20 protein-coding genes are annotated in these 14,965 nt (G+C 56.6%); 9 read left to right on the forward strand and 11 right to left on the reverse strand.

The genetic code is table 11. From position 1 onward, the window contains the following. Positions 1-27: 27 nt before the first annotated feature. From HYP802_RS0118665 to nifH, 9 genes are all read right to left on the reverse strand, one after another. On the reverse strand, positions 28-324 hold the full coding sequence (locus HYP802_RS0118665) for a ferredoxin family protein (protein WP_013949232.1): 297 nt from the start codon (positions 322-324) through the stop codon (positions 28-30). Between the two features lie 57 nt (positions 325-381). Then, on the reverse strand, positions 382-1,689 hold the full coding sequence (locus HYP802_RS0118670) for an FAD-dependent oxidoreductase (protein ID WP_013949233.1): 1,308 nt from the start codon (positions 1,687-1,689) through the stop codon (positions 382-384). 12 nt (positions 1,690-1,701) lie between these two features. Then, positions 1,702-2,805: an electron transfer flavoprotein subunit alpha/FixB family protein gene (locus tag HYP802_RS0118675; protein WP_013949234.1), complete on the reverse strand. Its 1,104-nt coding sequence runs from the start codon at positions 2,803-2,805 to the stop codon at positions 1,702-1,704. A gap of 24 nt (positions 2,806-2,829) precedes the next feature. Next, positions 2,830-3,675: an electron transfer flavoprotein subunit beta/FixA family protein gene (locus HYP802_RS0118680; protein ID WP_013949235.1), complete on the reverse strand. Its 846-nt coding sequence runs from the start codon at positions 3,673-3,675 to the stop codon at positions 2,830-2,832. A gap of 223 nt (positions 3,676-3,898) precedes the next feature. Beyond that, positions 3,899-4,222 (reverse strand): nitrogenase stabilizing/protective protein NifW, encoded by a 324-nt coding sequence (gene nifW / locus HYP802_RS0118685; protein ID WP_013949236.1) that lies wholly within the window; start codon positions 4,220-4,222, stop codon positions 3,899-3,901. Further along, positions 4,223-5,020, reverse strand: coding sequence for a serine O-acetyltransferase (gene cysE, locus HYP802_RS0118690; RefSeq protein ID WP_013949237.1), 798 nt, complete (start codon positions 5,018-5,020; stop codon positions 4,223-4,225). It abuts the gene before it with no gap. Continuing rightward, positions 5,017-6,225: a homocitrate synthase gene (gene nifV, locus HYP802_RS0118695; protein ID WP_024276315.1), complete on the reverse strand. Its 1,209-nt coding sequence runs from the start codon at positions 6,223-6,225 to the stop codon at positions 5,017-5,019. The genes cysE and nifV overlap by 4 nt, the downstream gene beginning before the upstream one ends. A 69-nt stretch (positions 6,226-6,294) precedes the next feature. Beyond that, positions 6,295-6,825, reverse strand: coding sequence for a Fur family transcriptional regulator Irr (gene irr, locus HYP802_RS22580; protein WP_024276316.1), 531 nt, complete (start codon positions 6,823-6,825; stop codon positions 6,295-6,297). Between the two features lie 57 nt (positions 6,826-6,882). Further along, a complete protein-coding gene (gene nifH, locus HYP802_RS0118705; protein WP_013949240.1) occupies positions 6,883-7,767 on the reverse strand; it encodes a nitrogenase iron protein in 885 nt (294 codons plus the stop codon). A gap of 431 nt (positions 7,768-8,198) precedes the next feature. Here nifH and HYP802_RS0118710 point away from each other — a divergent pair, with 431 nt between their 5' ends. The 4 genes from HYP802_RS0118710 (at position 8,199) to HYP802_RS0118725 (ending at position 11,508) form a co-directional block, all read left to right on the forward strand. Further along, entirely contained in the window at positions 8,199-8,633 is a 435-nt protein-coding gene (locus HYP802_RS0118710) for a response regulator (protein WP_013949242.1), read from the forward strand. A gap of 12 nt (positions 8,634-8,645) precedes the next feature. Next, complete coding sequence (locus HYP802_RS0118715) at positions 8,646-9,089, forward strand: ArsC/Spx/MgsR family protein (RefSeq protein WP_013949243.1); 444 nt, start codon at positions 8,646-8,648, stop codon at positions 9,087-9,089. Next, entirely contained in the window at positions 9,086-10,726 is a 1,641-nt protein-coding gene (locus tag HYP802_RS0118720; protein WP_013949244.1) for a SagB/ThcOx family dehydrogenase, read from the forward strand. The genes HYP802_RS0118715 and HYP802_RS0118720 overlap by 4 nt, the downstream gene beginning before the upstream one ends. Before the next feature lie 71 nt (positions 10,727-10,797). Then, positions 10,798-11,508, forward strand: a complete 711-nt coding sequence (locus HYP802_RS0118725; RefSeq protein WP_245261514.1) for an ankyrin repeat domain-containing protein — start codon at positions 10,798-10,800, stop codon at positions 11,506-11,508. Between the two features lie 11 nt (positions 11,509-11,519). On the opposite strand, the gene HYP802_RS0118730 is transcribed toward HYP802_RS0118725, so the two are convergent. Both HYP802_RS0118730 and HYP802_RS0118735 read right to left on the reverse strand, forming a co-directional pair. Next, positions 11,520-11,870, reverse strand: a complete 351-nt coding sequence (locus HYP802_RS0118730) for an SUF system Fe-S cluster assembly protein (RefSeq protein ID WP_244420913.1) — start codon at positions 11,868-11,870, stop codon at positions 11,520-11,522. Between the two features lie 91 nt (positions 11,871-11,961). Next, positions 11,962-12,441: a hypothetical protein gene (locus HYP802_RS0118735; protein WP_013949247.1), complete on the reverse strand. Its 480-nt coding sequence runs from the start codon at positions 12,439-12,441 to the stop codon at positions 11,962-11,964. A 282-nt stretch (positions 12,442-12,723) separates the two neighbouring features. Between HYP802_RS0118735 and HYP802_RS0118740 the strand changes: the two genes are divergently transcribed. The 5 genes from HYP802_RS0118740 (at position 12,724) to HYP802_RS0118760 (ending at position 14,936) form a co-directional block, all read left to right on the forward strand. Further along, positions 12,724-12,957 carry a BolA family transcriptional regulator gene (locus tag HYP802_RS0118740; RefSeq protein WP_024276317.1) on the forward strand — a complete coding sequence of 78 codons (234 nt, stop codon included), beginning with the start codon at positions 12,724-12,726 and terminating at the stop codon, positions 12,955-12,957. 52 nt (positions 12,958-13,009) lie between these two features. Further along, the gene (gene grxD / locus HYP802_RS0118745) at positions 13,010-13,345 is read left to right on the forward strand and encodes a Grx4 family monothiol glutaredoxin (protein WP_013949249.1); all 336 of its coding nucleotides are present in this window, start codon (positions 13,010-13,012) and stop codon (positions 13,343-13,345) included. After that, positions 13,342-13,698: a (2Fe-2S) ferredoxin domain-containing protein gene (locus tag HYP802_RS0118750; RefSeq protein WP_024276318.1), complete on the forward strand. Its 357-nt coding sequence runs from the start codon at positions 13,342-13,344 to the stop codon at positions 13,696-13,698. The genes grxD and HYP802_RS0118750 overlap by 4 nt, the downstream gene beginning before the upstream one ends. An 84-nt stretch (positions 13,699-13,782) precedes the next feature. After that, positions 13,783-14,556, forward strand: coding sequence for a dienelactone hydrolase family protein (locus tag HYP802_RS0118755; RefSeq protein WP_013949251.1), 774 nt, complete (start codon positions 13,783-13,785; stop codon positions 14,554-14,556). A gap of 56 nt (positions 14,557-14,612) precedes the next feature. Next, positions 14,613-14,936: a hypothetical protein gene (locus HYP802_RS0118760; protein ID WP_013949252.1), complete on the forward strand. Its 324-nt coding sequence runs from the start codon at positions 14,613-14,615 to the stop codon at positions 14,934-14,936. The last annotated feature ends 29 nt before the right edge of the window (positions 14,937-14,965 follow it).

Raw genomic sequence — 14,965 nt, forward strand, 5'->3', positions numbered from 1 at the left:
ATATGCAGCGGCTCGCAACGCTTGCATTCAACCGAACTTAAACAGAATCCCGTAGCCACCTCGCGGATAGCTCCATTCAATATCGCCGGAAGGCTCTGCGATAACGCGGCATGTGCCGCATTCCACGCAGCCGTCCACTGTGACTTCAACCTGTCCCTTGTCATTGAGTTCATAGCAACGAGCCGGACATGCAGTCAGCAACGCGAGCAACGGCGGGGTCGGTGCGGAGTGCTCGCGAACTTTGATATGAGCGCGTCCGGCATCGACGAGATACCGGTTCTGATAAAGCTTGTCTTCGATACGTACGGAGAGTTCAGTCGCCATTTCGATCTCCGATCTGAGCAAAAGGTTAATCTATAAATTCCGGTATGGAGCCGATCGCTATCTCCACGCCCGCGCGAATTGGAAGGCATCCCAGAGGAGACCGGTCCATGAGCGAGCCGCTACGAACGATTTCAGGGTCAGCTTTTCTTTCTCGCGCTTGGGTACACCATCGACGCGAATAAAGTTCTGCATCGCCTTCGAAACGAGCTGCGGATAGGTGAGGAAAAAGTTTTGCGACTGCGTGTGGAGTAGCGCTGGCATATCGCGGTATTTTTTGAGGTCCTTGATGATGAAAGACTTGTCGATCATCGACTTGTAGAGGGATAGGTTTTCGGCCGTCATCGGCTCCCGGCGCGCCTTCAGTTGCGCAATGGTTTCACCGGCGAGACGCCCCGACGTCATGGCGAGGTTGGAACCCTCGCGATGGATCGCGTTGTTGAGCTGCGCTGCGTCCCCAACGACGAGCCAGCCGTCGCCGTAGAGCTGCGGGATCGCCTTGTAGCCACCTTCGGGAATGAGATGGGCGGAGTATTCCTTGACTTCGGATCCCTCAATAAAAGGCGCGACCGATGGATGACGCTTGAACCTATCGAGCAAGCCGTAAGGCGTTTCGCCCCTCGTCTGGAAATCGGACACGAGACAGCCGATGCCAAGCGAGATGCACTCTTTATTGGCATAGATGAAGCCCATGCCGGTCATACCGCGCGAGATCGTTCCGGCGGCTTCGATGACAGTGCCTTCATCGCCCTTTAGATTGAATCGCGCTTCGATCGTTTCGCGCGGAAGAAAGTGCATTTCCTTGACTGCCAGCGCGACGTTGGTCGCTTTCGGCGTTTCGCGCAGACCGGCGCGCGTTCCGACCAGACCGTTGACTCCTTCAGCGAGGACAACGATGTCGGCCATGACTTGGCCACCGGCTCGATCGGTGCGCACGCCGATGACCTTGCCATCGACGTTTCGGATCAGCTCCGTCACCGTGGTTTCGCAGATGACGATGGCACCGGCTTCCTGCACCTTTTTCGAAAACCACTTATCGAACGGCGCGCGGATGATCGTATAACGGTTGGGCTTCTGCTCATTGAAATCATCGGACTTGTAGTGCAAGCCGACATGCGAGCGATCGTCCATCATCCAGAAACGCTGCTCGACGAGATGACGCTCCAGCGGCGCGTCTTCGCGAAAGTTCGGGATGAGCTTTTCGAGCATGTCCGAATACAGAATTGCACCCTGGACGTTTTTCGATCCTGGATATTCTCCGCGCTCAATCTGCAGGACCTTCAATCCACGCTCTGCCATGGTGAGAGCGGCGGCATTTCCGGCCATTCCGGCGCCCACAACGATTGCATCGAATCTCTCTTCGACCATCACGATTCTCCTTTAGCTCGCGATGCGGTCGCGCGAATGCGGCGACAAGCGTTGGCGGAAGGCTTCCGTCAATTTAGGCAGAAGTCTGATAGCGTCGGTTACAATTCCGACGTGTGCGAAGTCGAAGATTGGCGCGTTCTTATCGGTGTTGATCGCAACGATAAGATCTGCTCCCTCGACACCCACTCTGTGCTGGATTGCACCCGAGATGCCCGCAGCGATGTATAGTCTCGGACGGATCGTCTTTCCTGTTTGACCGATCTGGCGATCGGAGCTGACCCAGCCTTTTTGCACCAACGGGCGCGAGCAGCCGTATTCGGCACCGAGCACCGAAGAAAGCTGACGGACGAGTTGAAAGTTCTCCGCCGATCCCAAGCCTAGACCGCCCGCAACAACGACGTCCGCATAAGCAAGTGCGGAGCGCGAAGCCTCTCGATCCGGAAAAAAGGAGAGAACCTTCGTCACGATATCCTCTTCGACCATTCCGAGAGGATGTTCGATAATACGCTTCGGCGGCTGCTCGTGGCGTTCAGGCATCGCCATCACGCGCGGGCGAATGGTTGCCATCTGGGGGCGATAGTTCAGCGTGTAGATCGTGCACAAAAGCGAACCGCCAAACGTCGGGCGCGTTGCTGCGAGCGAACCATCGACGTCGACGTCGAGATCCGTGCAATCGGCAGTCAAGCCGGTAAGTAAGGTGGTTGCGACCGCCCCAGCAAGATCGCGTCCGAGGGTCGTCGCACCGAGCAATAGGATTTCCGGTTTGTAGGTGTTGACGAGATCCGTCAGTGCTTTGGTGTAAGGCTCGTTGCGATAGTCGGTAAGGAGTTCATCGGCGATGACGTAAGCAAGATCGGCGCCATAGCAAAACGCTTCCGCAGCCGCTTGTTGTGTCGCGGCTCCCGGAGGCCCGAGAACTACCGCAGCCAGTTCAACCTTCAGTTTGTCGGCAAGCTTCCGGCCAGCCCCCAACAGTTCCCACGAAACAGGATGAACCTGTCCCCGTTCCTGCTCCACGAAGACCCAGACGTGCTTATACCCCTTAAAATGCTCAGGCAGCTCTTTCTTGGTCGAAGCTCGTCCAGCAGCCGCTGGCGCTTTGGCAGGTTCGCTCATATCCGTCCTTTCACTTCGATACCGTCAGAACCCGCGCGCGATCGATACGAGCTTCGCTTCTAGGTTTGGCTGATGTCTGAAGATCTCATTGATGAGCGCGTCCGCTGGCGATTCATCGGCTGGCTCAACAAACACCGCTTTGGTGGCGCGCGGAGATGGAGCAAAAACCTTCTTGACGATCGTTGGCGAGCCCTTGAGGCCGCATTTCGAGAGATCTTCAACACCCGCGTCGTGGGCGCTCCACTTGATTATCTCAGCGCGTGCAGCCCGCAGGGCATCGGCCATTGAGCCGCGGCGGATTTCGTTTGTCGCCTCCAGCATCGTGATGAGACACGGCAGCTTGGTGCGGAGACTCTGGACGCCGCCCTCCGATCTACGCTCGACGTCGACCGTGCCGGCGACCTTATCAACGGGCCCAATTCGCGAAACATAAGTGAGCTGGCGTAGGCCGAGGCGCTTGGCGATCCCCGGTCCTACCTGGGCGGTATCACCATCAATCGTTTGCTTGCCGGTGAAGACGACATCCGGCGCTCCGAAGTCCGTTCCGATCTTGCGGATTGCCGTCGCCAAAGCGTAGGTCGTTGCCAACGTATCGGACCCGGCAAAAAACCTATCGGTCAACAGCACCGCTCGATCGGCGCCATATGTCAGCGCTTTGCGCAAGCTATCTTCAGCCGACTGAGGTCCCATCGTCAGAACCGAGACTTCGCCGCCGACGTCATCTCGCAGGCGCAACGCCGCCTCCAGTGCGAACAGATCGTAGGGGTTGATGATGGTCGGAACCCCTTGCCGCATGATCGTGTTCGTTACCGGATGCACTCGGATCTGCGCGGAGTCCGGGACCTGCTTTATGCAAACGACGATGTGCACGCACTGTCTCCAAAATCTGTCTTGCTCTCAGACCCACAAAGAGCAAGTGTCGTACCAACACCGAAGATCAAACGATAATCCTTGAATTCCAAATGCTTGCGAGATCATCGACACGTGTCCCGACATAGACACTCGACACTTGTCGGGAACGCTACAGGACGGCGCCCAACACTCTTGCTCGCAAGTTGATGCTTCTCTGATCGACTGCGAGCCCATCTAGAAGTCATTTCACTTTGGTCAGCTGGACGAGATTGACGGTTTTGGGCTGTTCTGGCGCGACGGCATCCTTCAGCACTTTGAAGACGCGTTCATTGAGCGGGGACGATACGATAAAGTCGGCATACGCCTGCTGAAGGACGGCCTTACAGCGCACGGCTATCGTGTCCTCTGGCAGCCCCTTGAAATTCTCGCCCGCGAGATACTGCCCCATGCGCTTGAGAATGTGCAAACGAGCAACGCTGAGCACTTTTGGATCGTAATAGACGTCCAGCAATTTGAAAAAGTCCTCCGCCGAGGACGCCTTGTTCAAGCGATCAAGAATATTCATTCATATCTCCCACATTGGCACCGCCCCGGGCGTTCCAGTCGCGTCGATCTTTTCGTGTGGCGTAAGGCGCAAAGGCTCTTCGCGTAAACGCTTCTGAATGTGGGACAGGCGTGCTTCCAAAAACTCGATCCGATCCAAAACGATGGCGATTGCCTCGCCGACCGGATCGGGCATTTGATGATGGTCGAGATTGATGCGTCCGATCATTTTTCGCCGTTCACCGCCTCGGTAAACGATCTTTGCTGGTATTCCGACGACGGTTACGCCGGGCGGAGTCGTATCGATCACGACGGAATTTGCGCCGACACGCGCGCCGCGGCCAATTGTTATCGGGCCGAGGATTTTTGCGCCTGCCCCGACGACGACGCCGTCCTCAAGCGTCGGGTGGCGTTTGCCGGCGGACCAGGATGTGCCGCCGAGCGTGACGCCATGGTAGAGTGTCACATCATCGCCGACTTCGGCGGTCTCTCCAATCACGACGCCCGCGCCATGATCGATAAAAAATCGACGCCCGAGCGTTGCTCCCGGATGAATATCGATATTCGTCAGAAAACGCGCAAACCATGACAATAGGCGCGCAGGAAACCGCCAGCCGGATCGCCATAATCGAGATGCAAGGCGATGCCATAAGATTGCGTGGACGCCGGGGTAGGTCAAAAGCGTTTCGAGTTCGCCGCGAGCGGCAGGATCTCGCGAACAGACGCAACCGATATCTTCCCTGATCAACTGCAGGAGAGAGAGTGCATCGCTCCGTTGCTCTACCGTGCTGGTGGGAGATTTTGTACAATCAGCCGTCATGGCGAGGTGACGTGCCTCTCTGTATTCGCATCGCTTACTTCGCGCCAGATAGCCGTAAGCTTTTCCAGGGTGACTGCCCCCTTCGTCGCGATGGCGTGCGCACGAACGCGCGCCAGAATCGTCGTGAGCTCGGCCGTGCTTGCACAGAGATCCAGTTTGGCGAGCGACGCCTTTATCGATGCGATCCCGGAGTGCTTTCCGATGACGAAATCATGGTCGCGCCCCAACACCACCGGATCGAGTGCTTGATACGTGTGGCGATCCTTCAAAAGCCCGTCGACGTGAATTCCTGATTCATGTGTGAATACGTGCCCACCAACAATTGCCTTATTCAGAGGGACCGGCCGCTTGGCGGCTTCGGAGACAACATTCGCTACGCGAACGAGTTCCGATGGAATTATTCCTGTTTCACGTCCAGATATCTGCACCAGCGCCATCGCCACTTCTTCAAGAGGCGCATTCCCGGCACGCTCGCCAAGTCCAATCACGGTTACGGACGCATGGCTTGCGCCGGCCTGAATCGCTGCAAGCGTGTTGGCGGTTGCAAGCCCAAGGTCGTCGTGCGCATGGATCTCCAGTTCCAGATCCGTCGCTTCGCGCAAAATCGCGACAAGATTGAAAGTGGTAAATGGGTCCAGCACGCTGAGCGTGTCGGCGAGGCGAAATCGTCTCGCTCCTGCCTCCTTCGCGACGGCAACGACCTCCATAAGGAAATCGACACTGGCCCGCGAGGAATCCTCCCCGCCGACAGAGACGTCCAGCCCCTTCATTCGTGCGTAATTGACAACGGACGTTATTCTATCAAGGACCTCCGCCCGGCCGCCACGCAGCTTGGCTGCGATCTGGACGTCGGAGACCGGCACTGAGAGGTTGATCATTCCGACGCCGCTGGCAACAGCAGCGTCGACGTCATCCAAGCGCATCCGACACCAAGCTATAGCTTTCAACGGAAGGTCCGCGGCGACGATGGCGCGAATGGCAGCGATCTCGTGGACCCCAATGGCCGGCGTGCCAACTTCGATTTCCGGTACGCCAGCACGGGCGAGCGCACGGGCGATCGCCAGCTTCTCGTCGATCCAAAACGCGACGCCAGGAGCTTGCTCTCCGTCGCGCAGCGTTGTGTCATTGAGGATGACACGCGGGAATGCCGTGCTCAGCAGCGACTGAGCCTTTCCCAATCCGTCATTGTTCGATCTTCTCGCCATTCCATCAATTTCGCGCTCGTGGCGCGCCTTTCCCGATCGTCGAGGCTCTCTACACTTGGCATGTTCGGCCTACTTCCGACGCAGTCTCACGACGACATCGACACGTTCGATCTCGAATCCGTCCGGCGGTTGCGGAATCCTGTCGAGCAGATCATCGACTGCGGGAATGTCGAGCAGAGCGTTTTCGCTCTGTATGAAAAAGTGGTGATGGTCGCTCGGATTGGTGTCGAAGAACGATTTGGAGCCGTCGACGCCTATCTGGCGGAGCAATCCCGCTTCGGTGAACTGGTTGAGGGTATTGTAGACAGTGGCAAGTGAGATTGGGATCTTGGCCGCCACGACCTCTTCGTAAAGCGCCTCCGCGGTGATGTGCCGGTCTCCCTTCGAAAATAAGATCCAGCCCAGCACCATTCGAGGGCGCGTAGGTCTTAGTCCCGTTCTCTGCAGGACCGCCTTGTATCTTTTCCAAGGGTGGTCATCGACCCTGGCAGGCGTTTTCGAGTCCAGCACCGGGGCCTCGATCGAAAGTTCTCTGGTAAACATTGGGGGCAGCACCTCATCGACGAGACCTACAAAGAGACGGCGATATGCGCCCCTCATGGCTTGAGAGACCGGCCCCTCATGCGGGGTTTGAGGAGCCGGTCCCTTGCGGGCTGATTAGGCCGTCGCCAGCTCGGCCGCGCTCTTGCCGATCTGGCTCTCGTCAACCTGTTTCATGATGCCGTGCTCCATCAGCATGTCCTCGAGCTCGTCCATCGTGATCGGCGTCGGAATGATCCCCTTGCCCCCGTTCGCGTGGATCTTCTCTGCCAGGCTGCGGTAATGGTTCGCCTGCACTGAATCCGGCGCGTATTCCAGAACCGTCATCCGACGAAGCTCGGCATGCTGCACGATGTTGTCCCGCGGAACGAAGTAGATCAGCTGCGTTCCGAGCTTCTTCGCAAGAGCTTCCGCAAGCTCAAGCTCCTTGTCCGTCTGACGCTCGTTGCATACCAAACCGCCAAGACGAACACCGCCTGAGTTCGCGTACTTCAGAATGCCCTTCGAGATGTTGTTCGCCGCATACATCGCCATCATCTCTCCAGACATGACGATGTAGATCTCCTGAGCTTTGTTCTCACGGATCGGCATCGCAAACCCGCCGCAGACAACGTCGCCAAGAACGTCGTAGGACACGTAATCGATGTCCTCGTAGGCGCCATTCTCTTCCAGGAAGTTGATCGACGTTATGACGCCGCGGCCCGCACAACCAACACCCGGTTCTGGGCCACCCGATTCAACGCAGCGGATGTCCTTGTAGCCGACCTTCATCACGTCTTCGATCTCGAGGTCTTCCACAGAACCCGCATTCGCCGCCAGGCTCAGGATCGTGTCCTGAGCCTTGGCATGCAGGATCAGACGCGTCGAATCCGCTTTCGGATCGCAGCCAACGATCAGGATCCGATGACCCATCTCCGCCAATGCCGCCAGTGTGTTCTGTGACGTCGTCGACTTGCCGATGCCGCCTTTGCCGTAAAACGCGATTTGTCGTAGTGCCGACATGTTGTCTCTCCTTTGAACCGAGTGCCTCTGCGCCACGCCTTCCGCGATCACGCAGTCATGTCCTCTCATACGGGCTCACGGGTGGCGGGAAGGAGCACAGTGCTCGCTCGTCGCGTCGGCCTGCACTCAGCCCTTACTCGCTGATTTTGAGAGAGAGAGCAAGCAGCGTGCCACTCGTCGAGATTTTCATAAGAACCTGTGTTTACTCAGGATTCTCGGAGCCGTGGGCAAACGCAACGTTGATCTGGGTTGCTGCGGATTTGTAGGAAACAAGACAAAAAATTCGGTGGGAGAATCCAACTCTGTCGGGGACCACGGGATTCTCTGCGCCCGCCAAGACTTGCCGCGAATGGAATGAAAATTGCTCATCGCAGTTGCGGGCGGCGTTTATCGCCGCTTGATCGGGTACATCCTGCGCTGCGAGGAACGAAATGCAAATCGGCGTTGAAACGTCAAAGGCCGTGGACCAGCGGCGTGTGTTCGTCATTGATGATGATGAAATCACGCGCGCTGCATTGCAGTTCATGCTGCACGATGAAATCGAAACTCATGAACTCTCAAACCTTGAGGAAGCTTACGATAAGGGCGTCGACTGGCTGAAGCCCCACGTCGTGCTTCTGGGTGTTTCGTTCCTGAGCGAGAGGGGCGTCGGACTTGTCCAAGAGATAATGACAAAGTTTCCGGACGTCCGGGTCCTCATCGTCTGCGAGAAAAAAGACGAAGCGATGGCGATTGAAGGAATGAAGGCCGGAGCACACGGCACACTCGTCAAGCCGCTGACGCTCGAGTCGGTTCGCAAGAAGGTCGATACGGTCCTCGGCCGAGGGGGCGGCGCGCCGATCATTCAGCTCGGAATGCTCAAGTAAGGCGCGCGGACTGTGACGACGGTCATCTTTTATCAAAAGCCCGGTTGCGGAACGAACGCCCGCCAGAAGCGCATGCTCGAAGCCGCGGGGCATGAGGTCGTCGCTAAGGATCTGCTTTCGGAACCCTGGACCACAGAGCGGCTGCGCAGCTTTTTTGGCGATATGCCGGTCACGTCTTGGTTCAATCCCGCGGCGCCGCGCATAAAGTCGGGAGAGATCAAGCCTCAGTCCTTCAATGATGAAGCAGCGCTGATATTGATGCTCGCAGATCCGCTTCTTATTCGGCGGCCGCTGATAGAGGCAGATGGCCAGAAGTGCGCCGGCTTCGACAGAGAGCCCGTCGTATCGCTGCTGGGTAACCACCTGACCGGAGAAGACGTCCAGAGCTGTTCGCGCCATGATCAGGCGACGCAGTGCCCCGACCCACGCACGCCCCAAGACGGTCAGCCGTCATGACAGAAGCTGCCACACGTGCACTGAGCCGCTCAGAGACCGCTGTGGCTTATCACGCACGCACAAAGCACAGCCTTAGACGATATGCTTCCGGTCCGGAGACGCTGGACTGGGATGCGCAGCCCAATCCGTTTCGCGAATTCGAAGGATGTGACCGCGTTGCGCTGGAGCTCATGTCCCAACAACCGAATACCACCTATCGGCAGCTTTATGATCCCACGAGTACGGCCGTTACGCCGCTGACGATTGAATCGGTGGCCTCCCTGCTCGAGCTTTCCATGGCGCTCTCGGCCTGGAAGGAACAGGGGCCAGATCGCTGGGCACTGCGCTGCAATCCATCTAGCGGAAATTTGCACCCGACCGAAGCCTACGTACTTTCACGCGACGTTCCGGGTCTTGATGACGGGCTTTATCATTACGTCTGTCGCGACCATATGCTTGAACGGCGATGCCGCTATGAAAAGACGACGGCGGGAGAAGCTCGTCTTTGGATCGGGTTTTCATCGATCCATTGGCGAGAAGCATGGAAGTATGGCGAGCGTGCATTCCGCTACTGCCAGCTCGATATCGGACACGCGCTTGGGGCGCTTCGCTACGCAGCCGCCGCTCTCGGATGGACGGCGAAACTCGTTGATCTCGGCTCAGATGAACTTGCTAAATTGATGGGCCTTGATCGCAGGAACGACTTCCGCGGCGCCGAATCTGAAGAAGCCGATCTTGTGCTCGCTATAGAACCGCATCGCGGGTCTGGATCGGATGCAGTCCATCAAGCGGTCACAGTGGAATCACCGGCGGCTCAATGGATGGGCCGTGCCAACGTCCTCGATCTCCATCCTCTCTACCGCTGGCCCATCATCGATGACGTGAGTGTTGCCACGCGCGGGCGTGGCGCCGATGAGTCATTATTGGAGACAAAAGCTTACCCTCCAATTGGGGACGCACCAGACGTTCAAGCGGCGACTATTATTCTCAATCGCCGCAGCGCGCAGCGTTTCGACCCAAAATTCAAGATGAGCGCCGGCACCTTCTACCAAATCTTGGATTCGCTACTTTTTCGACCGTCCATGCCCTGGGATGTTTGGGACTTCCTACCGCGCGTCCATCCAATCTTTTTCGTTCACCGCGTCGAAGGTATTGAACCGGGCGTTTACGCTTTACCGCGTCGCGAAGCTGCCATGCCCCTACTGCGGCAGCAGCTTCATTCCGATTTCCGCTGGGACCGGCCTTCCCGTTGTCCCGCTCACCTCCCCTTCTTTCGACTTGCAGCCGCCGACTGCCGGGCCATCGCAAAAACGGTAAGTTGCTATCAAGCGATCGCAAGCGACAGTTGTTTCTCCCTCAGCATGCTCTGCGAGTTTCACTCGATCGTTGAGCTGAACGCGTGGCGCTATCGTCAACTCCACTGGGAAGCCGGCCTGCTTGGACATATTCTTTATCTTGAGGCGGAGGCTCTTGGTATCCGTGGAACTGGGATCGGCTGCTTCTTCGATGATGCCTTGCATGAATTGCTCGGATTGAAGACTGACCAATTCCAGGCTCTCTACCACTTCACGGTCGGACGCCCCATCGCGGACACGCGCATCCTGACTCTACCTCCTTACCCAGCGCGGAAGACAGATAAAGTCGAGCATACAGCATGAAAAATCGTACCCCCTTTCTTTGCATCGATGTGCGAAAAGCGGAGGCCTTGCTCCGCCGTAACGACGTTGTTGTGCTCGACGTGCGCGACATTGAAACCTTCAGGAAAGGTCATATTCAAGGCGCGCAGCACGTTTCAATGAGAAATATATCGAGCGTGATCAATGGAAGCGAAAAAAAAGCACCGGTCGTAATCTACTGCTATCGTGGCTTTGCAAGCCGGGAATACGCTCAGATGTTTTCCGATTTCGGGTTTTTGGAGGTCTACAGTCTCGATGGTGGCTACGAAGCTTGGCGCAACAGCCGCGATACGACGAGCGGCAGGGAAGACAAGTCTCTACAATGGTGGCTCGCGGAGCACGGGTTCCCCGTCGATGACGTCAACAGTATCATTGCCAACAACACAACTCCACTTATGAAAGCCAGTCATCTCGGCGACAGCGAGATCGTTCGCAATCTCATCGCGGCCGGTGCGCGAATAGACGCACAAAATACCGATGGCAATACTGCGCTGTGGCTTGCATGCGTCGGCGGCCACTTGAATATCATTGACATGCTTGCTGACGCCGGCGTTGACATCAATAATCGGAACGACAATGGCGCTACCGCACTGATGTATGCGTCTTCGGCGAGCAAGGCCGACGTTGTTGCGCGATTGCTGGAAAAAGGCGCCGATATCACTGCGGAAACACTGGACGGCTTTACCGCAATTGATATGGCTGCAACAATCGAGTGCCTCGAGCTGCTCCGGAATGCAAGAAAGACACTGGCCGTCCGGGCCTAAGCCAACCAGGTCTACATGAAGCCGAGTTCGAGCTTTGCTTCGTCCGACATTTTTGACTGCTCCCACGGCGGATCGAACACGAGATTGACTTTTACGTTCTGAATTCCTTCGATCTCATTCACGGCATTCCGCACCCAATTCAGCATCTCGCCGGCGACAGGGCATGCGGGCGCAGTAAGGGTCATGTCGATCTCGACAGATCCACTCTCTGTCATCTCGATGCGGTAAATCAGTCCGAGATCATAGACGTTCACCGGAATTTCTGGATCGAAAACGGTGCGTAAAGCTGCAACTATGGTCTCTGTTCCTGGCTGGCGAGCCGAATCCATTATTTGCGCATCGTTGGCGGTCGGTGTGCTCATGGACATAGGCCCCTCGTCGTTGCAATCGTGATGCGGTCGCCATGCCGCTCTGATTGGGATCCTGCAAACGCAATGCCACGCTTCTAGTGGCTTAGTCCAAGGCTTCCGCCAGCGCGGAAATTACCGGCCACCCTACCACTCCAGTGGGATCCATTTCACGCAATTTTGCGAGCATTCTCTTGGCTTCATCGCGATTGTTCTGCTTGAGATTGATGAAAGCGAGAGCCTTGAGTGTGTAGAGAGCAAAGCGCGCGGCGCCCTCAGCCACGTCGCTTTCCGGCCGCCATTGGAGCCAATCATAACTCCATCCTGCTTGACTTGCAGCTTTCTCGAGGCCTTGCTCCGCCGCGACTTGGGCCTCTTCGAGATTTCCCCGATAGGTGTGGATTTTGTAGAGGCAAAAATAGATCGGAAGCACATCCGGAGCGGCTGCGAGCGCTTTGCGAAAAAGTGTATCTGCTCGGGCATAATCCTGCCGATAGGCCGCCACGCCCTGCTGAAGAAGCGCATTGATTGCTGCTGGCAAATCTCCAAAATTTATTGCTTCCGGCTCTACGAGTAGATCGGTCATGTGGACCTCTGCAACGGCGCGCCAAATGCGCAGGACTTCCTATTCCAAGCCGCAAGCAAGAGGCGGGCCGCAGCGACGCACGGTAAAGCCGAAGAAGATCCTGCAGCGCTCGTTTCTTCCGGAACAGAACCTGGCGTCGCGATGTCAGAAACCCGACATCGGACCGAGGCATCGTTCCTCCAATTGAGGGAGGATTCTTTGCGTTATCTCACGCCAGCCCGCCCGTTCGAAGCTTGGCTTCTACTTTGCATAGAAGCGACTATGGAACTTGGAGCGACCCTAATGGCAATGGATGGACGCGAGATCGAGAAGCTCATCAAGCAGGCGTTTCCCGACGCGCATGTTGTCGTCATCGATATGGCAGGAGATGGCGATCATTTTGCTGCTCGCGTTACATCTAGCGCCTTCAAAGGCAAGAACCGGATCCAACAGCACCAGATGGTCTACAGCGCGTTGAAAGGACAAATGGGTGGCGTTTTGCATGCCCTTGCTCTCGAAACATTGATCCCAGAGTGACCTGTCAGAACGGCGCATTTTGCAAACCGCATCCCGTGTGTGGAGAAAGCTTATGATGGATTTAACGACCGGACGCATCAAAGACCTCATCTCGGCAAGTGACGTCGTTCTCTTCATGAAGGGCGTGCCGACGGCTCCCCAATGCGGATTTTCCGCAGCTGTCGTGCAGATCCTATCAAAGCTCGATGTTCCGTTTGCCAGTATCGATGTCCTGTCCGACCCGGAAATCCGCGAAGGTATCAAGGTCTTTTCCAATTGGCCGACCATTCCTCAACTCTACGTCAAGGGTGAATTCGTAGGCGGCTGCGATATCGTGCGCGAGATGTTCCAAGCAGGCGAACTTTCGGCGCTTCTCACCGAGAACGGCATCCTGGCGACCGCGATATGACGACGACCCTTGACGACGACATGGTGGACGTTCCGCAAGTCTACAAACATCATATCTTCGCGTGCTTTACGCAGCGTCCACCTAATCATCCGCGAGGAAGTTGCGGAGCCGTCGGCGCTCAGCCGCTCTGGGATTACCTTAGCAAAGCGCTCGAAGCCGAGCATCTTAGCGACGTCGGCTTTACCGCCGCTGGCTGCCTGGGATTTTGCCGGACTGGCCCACTCATGGTCGTCTATCCGGAAGGCATCTGGTACCGGCCGAGCACGGCCGAGGATATCGACGAAATCGTTCAATCGCATTTCAAGCAAGGTAAGCGGGTGGACCGTCTCGTAATGGTGCTGAGCAAGAATTAGCCCCTAGGAGATTTTCTTGCATTTACTCTGCGTCCTCTATTTTTCCGGCTAACAAACTCACGCTGGATAGAAGGTGAAGGTCTCATGATCGAGCTGACTGCAAGCGACGGACACAAATTTCTCGCATACCGCGCCAATCCGAGCGAGACACCAAAAGGTGCCGTCGTAATCATCCAGGACCTTTTCGGCGTCAATCCGTGTATTCGCAAGACCGCGGATCGCTTCGCCGCGAACGGATACGTCGCCATTGCTCCCTCCCTGTTTGACAGGGTAAGGCCCGACGTCGCGTTAGGATATGACGATGCAGCATACGCCGAAGGAATGTCTCTCGCCGAGCAAGTCGGAAAAGGCGACGCCATATCCGACATTCAAGCTACCGTTGATGCCGTTAAAGATGCCAGCAAGGTCGCGATCGTCGGTTTCGGTTGGGGCGGCTACTTGGCTTATGTCTCCGGGAACCGAGTGAACGGGCTTGCTTGTTCCATCGGCTATTACAGTGATGCTGTCGTGAAGGAGCTTAGCGCCAAGCGGAAAATTCCGACGCTCCTTCATTTTGCTGAAAGGGATTCGCGCTCTTCTCCCGACGAGGTCACGCTGTTTCGGGCTAGTCGTCCGGACGTCAGCGTATTCACGTATCCGGCGGGGCACGGTTTCGACTGTGATGAGCAAATAGCTTACAGCAAGGGAGCGGCCCAGACAGCGCAGGAACGCACATCGTTCTGGGTGTCGCAATATGTAGAAGGGCAGCCGCCAGTTACTCTCAAAAACGCCGGTGCATATGCCCAAGCGAAATCGGACAAGAAGAAGCAAAAGAAGAAAAAGGATGACGGGGACGACCTTGGTCCGCCCATGGATTGAGTCCGCGCCGTATCGTTGAGCTCGTGCTGGCCTCTCTTCAACGAAAATTATAGATCATGAAAGTGATTAGACACGATTTCGGCAAAGAGAAGCGTCTGATTACGCGGCGCTTTCGGCGCCTACTGCAGCTTGATGCCTTACACGAGGCCAATATCCGTGCAAATCCGCTTCCCTATCTCGAGCGTGCGAGCGAACGAATATACCAGCTGGAGAAGGTGCTATTCGAGGCTATCGAAGCGGCAAAACCCGCTCTTGGCGACACGGTTCCTACCGAGCGGATTGAAGTCGGCAATGGCGAATATCAGCGCCTTTTGTCCTGCTTTTCGATCGTCGAAAGAGGATTTCGCGAACTCGTGGCGAGTGACGACGAGTCGTCCTAGATGAGATTGCCTTTGCTCCAAATCGTTTG

Origin of the sequence: Hyphomicrobium sp. 802, assembly GCF_000526135.1 — a bacterium.
Lineage (GTDB): Bacteria > Pseudomonadota > Alphaproteobacteria > Rhizobiales > Hyphomicrobiaceae > Hyphomicrobium_B.